Source organism: Psychroflexus curvus, from assembly GCF_020164585.1.
In the GTDB taxonomy this organism is placed as follows: domain Bacteria; phylum Bacteroidota; class Bacteroidia; order Flavobacteriales; family Flavobacteriaceae; genus Psychroflexus; species Psychroflexus curvus.
Window position 1 is genome coordinate 103,890 of record NZ_JAIQZF010000001.1, and the last position, 12,795, is coordinate 116,684.

At 35.6% G+C, this 12,795-nt stretch carries 11 protein-coding genes; 1 reads left to right on the top strand and 10 read right to left on the bottom strand.

Going from position 1 to position 12,795, the window contains the following annotated elements:
* Window positions 1-33 precede the first annotated feature (33 nt).
* The 9 genes from LB450_RS00445 to tamL all read right to left on the bottom strand — a co-directional run bounded on the left by LB450_RS00445 (window position 34) and on the right by tamL (window position 11,339).
* Window positions 34-897, bottom strand: a complete 864-nt coding sequence (locus LB450_RS00445) for a sigma-70 family RNA polymerase sigma factor (protein WP_093366035.1) — start codon at window positions 895-897, stop codon at window positions 34-36.
* A 166-nt stretch (window positions 898-1,063) separates the two neighbouring features.
* The gene (locus LB450_RS00450) at window positions 1,064-2,263 is read right to left on the bottom strand and encodes a glutamate-5-semialdehyde dehydrogenase (protein ID WP_224485846.1); all 1,200 of its coding nucleotides are present in this window, start codon (window positions 2,261-2,263) and stop codon (window positions 1,064-1,066) included.
* A gap of 12 nt (window positions 2,264-2,275) precedes the next feature.
* Window positions 2,276-3,046, bottom strand: coding sequence for a glutamate 5-kinase (gene proB, locus LB450_RS00455; protein ID WP_224485847.1), 771 nt, complete (start codon window positions 3,044-3,046; stop codon window positions 2,276-2,278).
* 16 nt (window positions 3,047-3,062) lie between these two features.
* Window positions 3,063-3,866 carry a pyrroline-5-carboxylate reductase gene (proC, locus tag LB450_RS00460; RefSeq protein ID WP_224485848.1) on the bottom strand — a complete coding sequence of 268 codons (804 nt, stop codon included), beginning with the start codon at window positions 3,864-3,866 and terminating at the stop codon, window positions 3,063-3,065.
* A 251-nt stretch (window positions 3,867-4,117) separates the two neighbouring features.
* Window positions 4,118-6,274, bottom strand: coding sequence for a polyribonucleotide nucleotidyltransferase (locus LB450_RS00465; protein ID WP_224485849.1), 2,157 nt, complete (start codon window positions 6,272-6,274; stop codon window positions 4,118-4,120).
* Window positions 6,275-6,413: 139 nt separating this feature from the next.
* Complete coding sequence (rpsO, locus tag LB450_RS00470; protein ID WP_224485850.1) at window positions 6,414-6,683, bottom strand: 30S ribosomal protein S15; 270 nt, start codon at window positions 6,681-6,683, stop codon at window positions 6,414-6,416.
* A gap of 100 nt (window positions 6,684-6,783) precedes the next feature.
* Window positions 6,784-7,644, bottom strand: a complete 861-nt coding sequence (gene accD, locus LB450_RS00475) for an acetyl-CoA carboxylase, carboxyltransferase subunit beta (protein ID WP_224485851.1) — start codon at window positions 7,642-7,644, stop codon at window positions 6,784-6,786.
* A gap of 17 nt (window positions 7,645-7,661) precedes the next feature.
* Complete coding sequence (gene fbaA, locus LB450_RS00480; protein ID WP_224485852.1) at window positions 7,662-8,729, bottom strand: class II fructose-bisphosphate aldolase; 1,068 nt, start codon at window positions 8,727-8,729, stop codon at window positions 7,662-7,664.
* 54 nt (window positions 8,730-8,783) lie between these two features.
* Window positions 8,784-11,339: a translocation and assembly module lipoprotein TamL gene (gene tamL / locus LB450_RS00485; protein WP_224485853.1), complete on the bottom strand. Its 2,556-nt coding sequence runs from the start codon at window positions 11,337-11,339 to the stop codon at window positions 8,784-8,786.
* Window positions 11,340-11,371: 32 nt separating this feature from the next.
* On the opposite strand from tamL, the gene LB450_RS00490 reads away from it, so the two are divergent.
* Window positions 11,372-12,100: a TrmH family RNA methyltransferase gene (locus LB450_RS00490; RefSeq protein WP_224485854.1), complete on the top strand. Its 729-nt coding sequence runs from the start codon at window positions 11,372-11,374 to the stop codon at window positions 12,098-12,100.
* Between the two features lies 1 nt (window position 12,101).
* On the opposite strand, the gene porT is transcribed toward LB450_RS00490, so the two are convergent.
* Window positions 12,102-12,794, bottom strand: a complete 693-nt coding sequence (gene porT, locus LB450_RS00495) for a type IX secretion/gliding motility protein PorT/SprT (protein ID WP_224485855.1) — start codon at window positions 12,792-12,794, stop codon at window positions 12,102-12,104.
* Between the last annotated feature and the right edge of the window lies 1 nt (window position 12,795).

Consider the following 12,795-nt stretch of genomic DNA (forward strand, 5'->3'; position numbering starts at 1 on the left):
GAGGGCTCTATGTATTAGTATTTTTTCTGAAGCTTATCCCAAATAAGTTTTGAGGATAGTGCTTCTAGAGGTATGTTTTAAACGTCTCACTCCTTTTTCTTTAATTTGACGAACACGTTCTCTGGTTAGGCCAAAAGTCTCACCAATTTCTTCTAGCGTCATTGGCTGTTGATTGCCTAAACCAAAGTAAAGTCTAATCACATCTGCTTCACGTGTGGTTAAGGTTTCCAAAGCGCGTTCTATTTCAGTTTGAAGTGACTCGTGTAATAAATCGTTTTCTGGACTTGGCGATTCACCAAACTTCAAAACATCATACAGGTTGGAATCTTCCCCTTCTATAAGAGGAGCATCCATAGATAAATGCCGACCAGAATTTTTTAAGGATTCCTTGACGTCATTTATAGTCATTTCTAATTCTTTTGCAATCTCATCTGGACTTGGAGGTCTTTGATGACGCTGCTCCAGAATAGCAAAAGTCTTGTTGATTTTGTTGATAGATCCAATCTTGTTAAGTGGTAATCTTACCACACGAGATTGTTCTGCCAATGCCGAAAGAATAGATTGTCTAATCCACCATACCGCATAAGAAATGAATTTGAAACCTCGTGTTTCATCAAAGCGTTTTGCCGCCTTTATCAAACCTAAATTTCCTTCATTAATAAGATCGGGTAGGGTAAGACCTTGGTTTTGGTATTGTTTAGATACAGAAACCACGAATCTTAAGTTCGCTTTGGTTAATTTTTCCAGTGCAAGATCATCTCCAGCCTTGATTCGCTGAGCTAATTCAACCTCTTCTTCGGCTGTAATTAAGTCTACTTTACCAATTTCTTGGAGATACTTGTCTAGGGATGCAGTTTCTCTGTTAGTAACCTGCTTGGTAATTTTAAGTTGTCTCATTTAGATCTGTGCTCGATTATCGTTTATCTACATCTTATTTTACGATTGAAAACCAAGAAATGTTACAGTTTTGTATTAAATATTTTTAAATTTTAAAAAAACAGAATAAAAAAGGCCTGCTCAGAGTTGATAAGCAGGCCTTTAGTATTTTAAAAAGAATTAAAAATTATTCTCTTATATGTCCACTTCCCCAAACATAATATTTGTTGGTAACTAGTTGTTTTAGTCCTAATGGACCTCTGTGGTGTAATTTATCTGTAGAAATCGCCAATTCAGCTCCTACGCCCATTTGTCCTCCATCTGTAAAACGTGTGGATGCGTTTTGATAAACTGCAGCACAATCGATTTCCTGCATAAACTCAAAAGCTTTTTCATTGTCTTCAGTAATGATTACAGAAGAATGACCGCCAGAGTGTTTGTTGATTTTTTCTACGGCTTCATCAAAAGAATCCACAGAACCCAGGACTATTTTCAAAGCAAGAAATTCTTCTTTCCAGGTATCTTCAGTAGGAAGAGTAGGATAGTCTATGGCAGCTTTTACTTTGCCATCTACAAGAATGTCAACTTTATAATCATTCTCGAGAATCTCAGCTAATTCTTTCACCTTAGAATCAAAACCTGGAAGGTGTGTGTCAATTAAAACTTTATCTAAAGAATTACATCCAGAAATTTTATCAGTTTTGGCATTGATAATTACTTTTTTGGCAATATCCCAATCTGCATCTGGAGACACATAAAGGAAATTATTACCACGACCGCTAACTAGTACTGCACAATTTGCAGTTTTTTTAACGAAGTCAATCAACTTTTCACCACCTCTGGGAACAATTAAGTCTATTTTCTCAGGTGGATTGCTTAAAAATTCTCTGGTTTCTTCTCTGTTAAGGTGAAGAAGTTTTATCCAATCTTTTGATAAACCGTTTTCTTCCAAGGCTTGATGCCAGCATTCTTCTAATATAATGTTACTATGATTAGCTTCTTTACCACCTTTTAGAAATATTTTATTATTGGCTTTAAAGGCAAGTACAGCAGCTTCGATAGTCACATCTGGTCTGGATTCATAAATAATCATGATCGTTCCAAATGGATCTGTTTTATTCACGATTTTCAATCCTGTATCTAGAGTTCTTTCAGAAATAACATTTCCAACAGGATCTTCCTGTTCTTTAACCTCTTTGATAGCTTGAATCATCCCATCTACTTTTTTCTGATCGACCACAAGTCGGTCATATAAAGCTTGATCATTTCTATTGAAAGATTCAAGATCGTTTTTGTTTGCTTCTACAATTTCGTTCCTTCTCTTATCTATGATCGTCATCATAGACTGAAGAACGTCATTTTTTACTTTTGTATTTAATAATTTCATTTGTACTAATTTTTAAACTGTAAATTTTGTTCCTACTTCCTTTCCTTCAAGAATATCTATTATGATATTCTCATCCTTTCCATTCGCGATATAAGTGGGTATATTTTTACTTGCTGTCATTTTTGCAATTTTAAGCTTGGACTCCATACCACCACGACCTTCGCCTTCTCCTTTTTCATTTTCCTGAACGTATTTTTCAACATTATCGTGTACGCGAACATGTCTCAACAATTCTGAATCCTCATGATCTGGATGACCCGTATAAAGTCCTTCGATATCAGTAAGCATAATTAACATGTCAGCTCCAACCAATTCTGAAACTAAACTTGCTAATTCATCATTATCAGAGAACATCGACATTGAAAGCGATACCGCATCGTCTTCGTTTGCAATAGGGATAATACCTTCTCTTAACAAGCCTTCATAGCAATTGATCATGTTCTCGCGGTATTTTCCTGGAGCAAAATCTCTTTTTGTTGCCAGAACCTGTCCGCATCGCATTCCAAAATCATGAAACATGGTATAATAATGTCTCATCATTCTTGGTTGCCCGACAGATGAATACACTTGACGTCGGGTCGATTTATCTTCTGATAAGCAAGATCCTAAAACCTCTTTCCCGGCGATAGCTGAGCCAGATGAAACAAGAATCGTTATGATATCTCGTTCATACAGATAAGCTATTTGTCTTACTAGATTTTTTAAAATTGGCCCAACGATTCTATTATTTCTGTTGGTCATTACATTGGTTCCAACTTTAACTACTATACGTTTTTTATGCATGCTTTCTGAGTTTAAGTTATTCATCACCAAGTTCTACTGCTCTGTCAAATGCTGCGTAGGCTGCATCCTGAATAAGCTGTTTAACATTATTATCATCCATAGAGTCCAAAGCGGCTCTTGTAGTTCCTCCTTTGGAAGCTACCATGTCCATCCATCTTTCTGGTGATAAATCTGATTCATTAAACAAATGAACAGCACCTTCAAAGGTATTACTAACAAGAATTTTAGAATCGTTTTCAGAGAATCCCATTTTCTTCGCTGCATCCAGCATGGAAGCCATGAAATAAAAAATATAAGCCGGACCACTACCAGAAATACCTGTAGATTTATTGATAAAATCTTCGTCTTTTACACGAATAGATTGTCCCGTGGTGTCCAGTAAATTTCTAATCATAAGAAGTTCGACTCTGGAAACTTCTTTAGACTCTGTGTAAGATGTCACACCTTTTCCAACTTTTGCCGGAAGATTTGGCATTGTTCTCACTACTTTTTTGACATTGAGTCCGTTTTGAATGTTCTCTATCGTGACACCAGCCATCAGGGAAACGATAATCTGCTGGTCATTAAGCATCGGCTTCATCTTTGTGAATAAGTCTTCACTGTGATAAGGTTTAACCGCTACAAAAACGACATCTGCATCTGGTAAGCAGTCTTCTAAATTTTCAAAGACGTCATAATATGAGACTTCATTGAGTTTATTCAATAAGTCCTTTGAGACGTCGTATATCATCAAATTTTTTCTATTCAACAATGGGGATTTTGCCATTCCTTCAGAGTAGGTTAATCCCATGTTACCTGCTCCTATTACTAATACTTTCATTTTATTTTTTTAATGATTAATAAAAATGATTACTTAATATAATGCAAGCATCATGCACAAATACTAAAGTAAACATATTATTCATTGATTTTGGATTATTAAACATGTTTTAAGATAAAACAGAGGTATTTCACTGAAAACCCTTAATTGTACTGCTATATCTTTATGAAAATATGTCAGTAGCGCTAGTTTGTCAGTAAAAAAAAAACGGTTTAGAATGTTCTAAACCGTTTTAATAGATTAAAGTATGTTTAAGACTTAGAGTCTTCATCTTCTTTTCTTGGGCTTCTTTCAGGTTTTTCCAAAAGAGCTTTTCTAGAAACCTTAGGTTTCTTGGTTCTTGGATCAACTCCAAAGTACTTCACGTCTAAAACGTCTCCGAGTTTTAAAACATCAGCAACGTTTTCTGTACGTTCCCAAGCAAGTTCAGAAATGTGAAGCAATACTTCATTTCCTGGTGCATCGTTATACTCTACAACTACCCCAAAGTCTAAGACTTTTACAACAGTAACTTCGTAAACACTACCTTTTTCTGGCTTGAAGGTTACAGAGTCAATTTTTGCAAGAACTTTATCGATTCCTTCTTGTTTTGTACCAAGAATTTCTACAATACCTTCTTCAGTAACAGGATCTTCGTTGATGACGATTTCTGTACCCGTTGATTTTTGTAGTTCCTGAATAACTTTACCTCCAGGTCCAATTAAAGCACCAATGAATTCATTTGGAATTCTTCTGGTGATGATTTTAGGAGCATGAGCTTTTACATTTTCATTTGGTTCTGAAATGGTTTCAGCTAATTTATCCAGGATATGTAATCTTCCTGTTCTTGCTTGTTTTAAAGCTTTTACAAGAATTTCGTAAGGCAGTCCTTTTACTTTGATGTCCATTTGACAAGCAGTGATACCATCAACCGTTCCTGTTACTTTGAAGTCCATATCTCCAAGGTGATCTTCATCTCCAAGAATATCAGACAAAACAGCATGACGCTCACCATCAGAAATCAAACCCATAGCAATACCAGAAACTGGTTTTGTCATTTTGATACCAGCATCCATCATGGCCATAGTTCCTGCACAAACTGTAGCCATAGAAGACGAACCATTAGATTCTAATACTTCAGAAACAATTCTGATTGTGTAAGGATTGTTTTCTGGAACCATTCCTTTTAGCGCACGCTGTGCAAGATTTCCATGACCAATTTCTCTTCTGGAAGTTCCTCTTATGGGGTAAGCTTCTCCTGTACAAAAAGGAGGGAAGTTGTAATGTAAATAAAAAGTTTCCTCACCTTGATGCGTTGGCATATCGATAGTATTGGCTTCTCTGGATGTACCAAGAGTTACCGTGGCAAGTGCCTGAGTTTCACCTCTGGTAAAAATAGCAGAACCATGAACTGATGGTAAATAATTGGTTTCACACCAGATAGGTCTGATTTCATCCGTTTTTCTACCGTCTAGCCTCACACCTTCAGCAAGGGTGAGTTCTCTAACTGCTTCTTTCTCAACTTTATTGAAATACGTTTTGATGAGCTTTTCGTTTTCTTCCAATTCTTCTTCAGAAAATAAATCTAAAACTTCATCTTTTACAGCAGAAAAGGCTTCTCCACGATCTCTTTTGCTATGACCGCCTTTAGCGATATCATATATTTTTTGGTAAGCAGCATCGTGAACCTTTTTCTCGATGGCTTCATCCACTTTTGCAGGATTGTATTCTCTAACGGGCTTTTTGCCAAAAGCTTCTGCTAATTTTATTTGTGCCTCAACTTGCTTTTTGATATGCTCATGAGCAAACTGAATCGCTTCAGCCATTTCTTCTTCTGAAATTTCGTCCATTTCACCTTCTACCATCATCACAGAATCTGCAGAAGCACCAATAATCATATCGATGTCTGATTCTAAAAGTTGACTGCGGCTAGGGTTAATGACAAACTCACCATTAACTCTTCCCACTCTGGCTTCAGAAATAGCACATTCAAAAGGGATATCAGATAACTGTATGGCTGCAGAAGCTGCAAGTCCAGCCAGTGCATCAGGCATAACCTCCTCGTCATGAGACATCAACTGTATCATAACCTGAGTTTCGGTTCTATAATCTGAAGGGAAAAGCGGACGCAATACACGGTCTACTATTCTCATCGTAAGCACTTCACCATCACTTGGTCTTGCTTCTCTTTTGAAGAAGCCACCAGGATAACGACCTGCTGCTGCAAACTTCTCTCTATAATCTACTGTCAAAGGAAAGAAATCTAAAGTACTTTCTTTATAAGAAGATACGACGGTACACAATAGCATTGCGTTACCCATCTGGACCACTACAGAGCCGTGTGCTTGTTTTGCTAATTTACCAGTTTCAAGCTTGATTTCTCTACCATCACCGAGATCGATAATTTCACTAAATGTTTTTGGAATCATAATAATGATTTTAAGGTTATACTTTTTTCTTAATACGTGTTGTTGTGTTGTTGTTTAGAAAAAAACGTAAAACCATTGGAAGTCGTCCCGAGGAACGCTTTTAAACTAAAAAAGGGGCGAATTGCCCCTTGATTTACTCTTATTTTCTTAATCCTAATTCTTTTACAATTGCTCTGTATCTCATAATGTCTTTTTTCATGAGATAGTCAAGAAGATTTCTTCTCTTACCAACCAATTTGACCAAAGATCTCTCAGAATTATAGTCTTTTCTGTTTGTCTTAAGGTGTCGAGAAATATGCTCAATTCTTTGAGTCATTAATGCGATTTGTCCTTCTGCAGAACCTGAATCCTTCTCGTTCTTACCGTGTTGAGCAAATAATTTGCCCTTTTCTTCTAATGTTAAGTACATGCCAATATTATTTCAATAATTTTTATGCTAGAATAGGTTTTCTATTCAATCGCGCAAAAGTAACCTTTTAAATTGAAATGGAATATCAATTTTTTAAAAATTATGCTCTTACAGGTTGATTCATAATAAGATCTATATATAAATTGATCTTATGTTTGAGTTCTTTTCTATGAGAAATAAAATCTAAAAAACCATGTTCTTTTAAAAATTCAGAAGATTGAAATCCTTTTGGCAGATCTTTACCCGTAGTATCCTTTACAACTCTTGGGCCTGCAAAACCAATCAGGGCACCAGGTTCTGCAATATTGATATCACCTAGCATCGCAAAGGAGGCCGTGGTTCCACCAGTAGTAGGATCTGTACAAAGTGAAATATAAGGCAATTTAGCCTTTGCTAATTGTGTCAATTTAATAGAGGTTTTCGCCAATTGCATCAGCGATAGGGCTGCTTCCATCATTCTTGCCCCTCCAGATTTTGAAATGATAATCAAAGGACACTTATTGGCAATAGCGTGATCTACAGCTCTGGCAATTTTTTCACCAACTACAGACCCCATAGACCCTCCTATGAATTTGAAATCCATAGCCGCAATCACAATTTGCTTGCCTTTGGACTTGCCGATAGCTGTTCTAATAGCATCGTTGAGTCCAGTATTATTTTCAACTTCTTTTAATCTGTCTTTGTACCTTTTGGTGTCTTCAAATTTTAACGGATCCTTAGATTTTAATTTTGCATCTAATTCTTCAAATGTTCCATTATCAAAAAGAATATCAAAATACTCCGGACTGCCAATTCTGACGTGATAATCATCTTCCGGGCTCACAAAAAAGTTTTTTGCAAGTTGTTCTGCATCTATAATTTTACCAGTAGGAGATTTGTACCACAGTCCTTTAGGGACATCTTTTTTGTCCTCTGTTGCGGTCTGAATTCCTTTTTTCTTTCTCTTAAACCAAGCTGCCATACGAAATAGGGGCTATATTATAATGTGTTGATATTGTTTAAATCCTTAAATGCCTTTTCTAATCTGGTGATGAATGTGTTTTCACCCTCTCTTAGCCATTTTCTTGGATCATAGTATTTTTTATTTGGAACATCACTTCCATCAGGATTTCCTATTTGAGTAGAGACATACTCTTTTTTGTTGATCATGTAATCTCTAATTCCTTCTGTAAAAGCATATTGTAAATCGGTATCGATATTCATTTTAATGACTCCATAACCAATTGCTTCTTTGATTTCTTCTACAGTAGAACCACTTCCTCCATGAAATACAAAATCGATATGGTTTTCTTCTACTTTATATTTATTGGAAACATATTCCTGAGAATTTTTTAGAATTTTTGGAGTAAGTTTTACGTTTCCTGGTTTATAAACACCATGTACATTCCCAAAAGCAGCTGCAATTGTAAATTGATCTGAAACTTTACTTAATTCTTCATAAGCATAAGCAACTTCTTCTGGCTGTGTGTATAATTTAGAGGAATCGATATCTGTATTATCAACCCCATCTTCTTCACCGCCTGTAACTCCAAGTTCAATTTCTAAGGTCATTCCCATCTTCTTCATTCTCTCTAGATAGGCTTTGCAAATCTCAATATTTTCTTCTAAAGGCTCCTCAGAAAGATCAATCATGTGCGAACTATAAAGAGGCTTGCCGTGAACTTTATAAAATTTCTCACCTTCATCCAATAATCCGTCTATCCAAGGCAATAATTTTTTAGCACAGTGGTCTGTATGTAAAATCACAGTTGCTCCGTAAGCTTCTGCTAAGTCATGAACATGTTTTGCTCCAGTGGCAGCACCTTTAATGGCAGCAATTTCATTTGCATTAGATAAACCTTTTCCTGCATTGAACTGAGCTCCTCCATTTGAAAATTGAAGAATGACAGGAGAATTTAATTTTGCAGCGGTTTCAAGAACTGCATTTATAGTATTGGAACCCACAACATTTACAGCTGGTAAAGCGTAATTGTTTTCTTTAGCATGTTGAAAAATAGCCTGTACTTCTTTTCCAGTTGCTACGCCTGGTTTTATATTATGACTCATAATGTCTTTTTTAAATTAATAATTAGAATTGTAAATTTAATAAATATATATCTACTAGAACGGATAATTGATTCCAAAGTTTAAAACGGCATTGCTGAAATTATAGTTTTTAAACCATTTGGATCCTTCATTACCAGGGTTGTAAGTCTTAAACCCTAAATCCATCCTGATAACAAAAAACTCAATATCATAACGTAAGCCGAATCCAGAGGCGACGGACAGTTCGCTTAGATCCTGTAAACCATCAAAGGTTGCTTTAGGGTCTTCGATGTTATCAAACACGTTCCAAATATTCCCGGCATCAATAAATAAGGCACTGTTTAGACTTCCAAATAAGTTGAATCTATATTCTGCATTAAAGCTTAGTTTGAAGTTAGCTTCATTAAAATCATTAACCGCATCAGTGCTTCCGGGTCCAAGATCATAGGGTCTCCAGCCTCTGTTGTCATTGGGTCCGCCGGCAAAAAAACTTCTTGAGAATGGAATTGATTTCGCATTACCATAAGGAATAGCGATACCTCCGTATGCACGGGCAGCTAATACCTGTTTATTTCCAAGATCCCAATGCTTTATATAATTAAGTTCGGTTTTAACGTATTGAGAATATTGAACATCAAATAATCTATACTTACCCTCTGGGGTTTGCTCAAGGTTCAATGGTTTTGCGAAAAGAGAGAGTAAATTTCCTGCCCATTCAATTTTACTTCGAAACTGAGAAAAATCCTGGTCGTAAATGTCTCGTCTCGAACTGAAATCATAAGTAAAATTTGAAGCGACAATTAGATTGTTTTCTGTTAAGCGTTCTCTTCTTTCTATTAGGGAATTTGCCGTTTGTTGTTCTTCAACGCTTAAGTTTATACTTTGGTTATTGATGGCTCTTATAAATCCATTAGTACCAGTTGGTATAATTAAATCGAGTTCACCTTCATTATTTTCAAATAGAAATTCAGGATTCACTTCGTTGATGTTATTCTTTGAAATTTGATTCAATTCTGAATATGAATTTCTAAATACATTGAAGAAATTAGCTGCATTCAGATTATTCACAAACTGAATATTCATGAGGTCTAACTGATAGGAAGTCCTGGGTTTGGGTTTCCATCGATAACCAAAAATGGCATTAAGATTTCTTCTGTCTAAACCGATATTTTGCTGAGTACTAAAACCAACACTGGCAGAAGTAAAAGGAGACATTGTGTTTTTTATGATTTTTTGAGTTGAAAACGGAGAAATAATTCTAGGAAAATTCAATCTCAAATCTGCACCATATTCTAAAATATCTAAAAACTGATCTTTAGTATTAGCGAGGTCTCTGGATGAACCGAAATTTCCTCTACCAGAAAGCTCTAAAGTTTCTGCGCCTCTAAAAACATTTCTAGCTAAAACCGAGGTGTTGAATCCTATACCGAACTGCTGAATATTACTTTGACTTACATCTACACTTATGTTGGCAGAATATCTTTCTTTGGGTGTTAGAAAAATATTAGCAACTAAATTAGTGCCCGTTGAATCCCTGGGGTCTTCCTGATAGAGTATGTTAGGATATTTAAAAATTCGGGTTTCCGAAATTCTATTATTTGTTCTTGCTCTGTCAATGTCTCTGTAAAGGCTGTCTTTTTCTATAAAAATAAAATTAGACAGGACTTTTGGATTCAATTTTAGATTTCCAAATGTGTAGATATTAGTGTTTTTATATCTAACAGAATCCTTTACATTTCGAGAAGTTCCATCATAGTCTGGAAATATATTTATTTCACTTATTTTATGGACTTTGAAGGGTACACTAGTAATCGTATCTCCTGCTGCTTCGCTGCGATTAGTAATTATGAGTTCAAGATTGATCTTTTGATCATTACCCAAGGTATCTGCATAAAAGGAAATAAATTCTTTTTCAAAATGATAAAGCCCGTGGTTTCTAAAGTAAGTGCTTATGAAGTCTCTGTCACTATTAAACTCTTCGGTATTATAGGGCTTACCAACTCTTATTTTATTCTTTTTTTTAATGAGCTGATATAAAGAATCAGCTGCAGGAGATTCAATATTTTCTGAAATGCTATCGATGATATATAAAACACCTGGATTTATTTTGTAATCAATTTTTACAGTTTTTGCCAGTGAGTCATTTTGAATACTATAATCTGCATCCGCATTAAACCAGCCATGGTTCCAGTACCATGATTCCAATTTCTCTAAAGAGAGCTCTGTCTTTTCTTCATCAAACAGAGCAGGGGGTTCTCCAGTGTTTTTGATGGAGTTATTCACATTGACCCAAAACTTTTTAAGCTGAATAACTTGTCTTTTAGATAGTATAGAAACTAGCCGATCTTTACGTTGTTTTCGTTTTCCAACCCAATTGATGAAACGCTTTTCTGGCTTGGTTTGAGCTAGATTATAAATCTGTAGCTTAAGTGGAAACCCAAAAAGTCTGGTGTTGGTTTTTTGAGAAAGCTGGCTATGGATTTCATTATCAGTCACTAAAGTATCGCTACTTGTAATAGTTTGATCTGTAATTAAAAATTCATTATCACTAAGTTTTCTTGTGACGTCACAGGAGAAAAACAGGAAAGTAATTAAAAGAATTAATGGTAATTTTGTGATTCCGTAGTTCAAATGCGTGATGTTTTCAAAAAATATAATTTTCTATGCTCAGTAAAAATCAAATTAAGCTTATAAACAGTTTGAATAAAAAAAAGCACCGTTTAGAACACGGCCTTTTCGTTACCGAAGGTGTAAAAGTAATCAAAGAATTTTTAAAAAGTTCATTCACCTTAAGAGCTTTGTATTCTGTGGCAGATATTTTTCATATTGAAGAAGGGGAAAGTCATATTATATCTGAGAAGGAGTTACAAAAAATATCCAATTTGAAAACTCCACAGACTGCTTTGGCCGTTTTTGAGATTCCTAAATCCCATCAGTCTACCGGAGAAAACGGGATCACCCTGGTGCTTGATGGAATAAGAGACCCGGGAAACCTGGGGACTATTATTCGCATGTGTGACTGGTTTGGTGTTGAACAGCTTGTTTGTTCTCAGGATACAGTGGATTGCTTCAATCCTAAAGTAGTGCAAGCCACTATGGGATCGCTTACAAGGGTGAGGATGCGTTATACTGATTTAAATACTTACTTATCTGATTCTTCATCTCATATATATGGTGCATACATGACAGGAACGGATGTTTACACAGCTACTTTAGAAACCAAAAATGCGATTATAGTTTTAGGAAATGAAGCTAATGGAATAAGTTCTTCTATCCAATCTCATATTGATGAGCGAATCTCAATTCCAAGTTACGGGAAAACTCAAGGTGCGGAAAGCCTCAATGTTGCAATGGCTGGTGCAATTCTCCTAAGTGAGTTTAAAAGGCGATAAGCTATTGAAAGGTGAAATTGATAAAAATCCCTCTGGTTTTTAAGGATTCTATATTGGAAGTCCATAGGCTGTTGAGATCTTCATCTCTAACCAATTCATCGCCCATGCCAAAGACACCTCTAATAGAAGGGGTGAACTTGAAATAATCGAAATAAAAATCGATTCCGAAACCAACTTCATAATAGTAATTTTGGGTTTTAAGCCGAAACTGACCAGCAGAATTGTCCTGCGGGTTATCTTCATTACTGGACAAGTTTTGAGAAATCGAGGCACCACCAACTATAAATGGTTTGAAGTTATTGATGCGTTTGGAAGAAAATTTCAACACTAAAGGAATATGAATATAAGTTGAATTTACCTCTCTTATACGGTCACTATCATTAGTGAAATTTTGGAAAGTTAGGTTTCTGTTCGAAAAGATAACGCCAGGTTCAAGCCTTAAATCCAAATAATCATTAATTCTTAAATTACCGATTAAACCTACATTAAAACTCGGACTTTTTTGTACGTCGATTTTTTGATTTAGGTCTTTATATTTTATTTGAAAATCATACATATTGACACCGAGAAAATACCCCCAGGACCAGGTAGCTTTATCGAAATTTTCTTTATTTAGGACTTTGTCCTTACTGAAAAGCTGAGCGCTAGCGGTGTTGAATCCAAAAAGAAAAATCAGTATAAAAAACAGCCTCATA

Bases quoted from the DNA above. Each gene is read 5' to 3' on its own strand.
- LB450_RS00445 (WP_093366035.1), bottom strand. From the start codon at position 897: ATGAGACAACTTAAAATTACCAAGCAGGTTACTAACAGAGAAACTGCA.
- LB450_RS00450 (WP_224485846.1), bottom strand. From the start codon at position 2,263: ATGAAATTATTAAATACAAAAGTAAAAAATGACGTTCTTCAGTCTATG.
- proB (WP_224485847.1), bottom strand. From the start codon at position 3,046: ATGCATAAAAAACGTATAGTAGTTAAAGTTGGAACCAATGTAATGACC.
- proC (WP_224485848.1), bottom strand. From the start codon at position 3,866: ATGAAAGTATTAGTAATAGGAGCAGGTAACATGGGATTAACCTACTCT.
- LB450_RS00465 (WP_224485849.1), bottom strand. From the start codon at position 6,274: ATGATTCCAAAAACATTTAGTGAAATTATCGATCTCGGTGATGGTAGA.
- rpsO (WP_224485850.1), bottom strand. From the start codon at position 6,683: ATGTACTTAACATTAGAAGAAAAGGGCAAATTATTTGCTCAACACGGT.
- accD (WP_224485851.1), bottom strand. From the start codon at position 7,644: ATGGCAGCTTGGTTTAAGAGAAAGAAAAAAGGAATTCAGACCGCAACA.
- fbaA (WP_224485852.1), bottom strand. From the start codon at position 8,729: ATGAGTCATAATATAAAACCAGGCGTAGCAACTGGAAAAGAAGTACAG.
- LB450_RS00490 (WP_224485854.1), top strand. From the start codon at position 11,372: ATGCTCAGTAAAAATCAAATTAAGCTTATAAACAGTTTGAATAAAAAA.
- porT (WP_224485855.1), bottom strand. From the start codon at position 12,794: ATGAGGCTGTTTTTTATACTGATTTTTCTTTTTGGATTCAACACCGCT.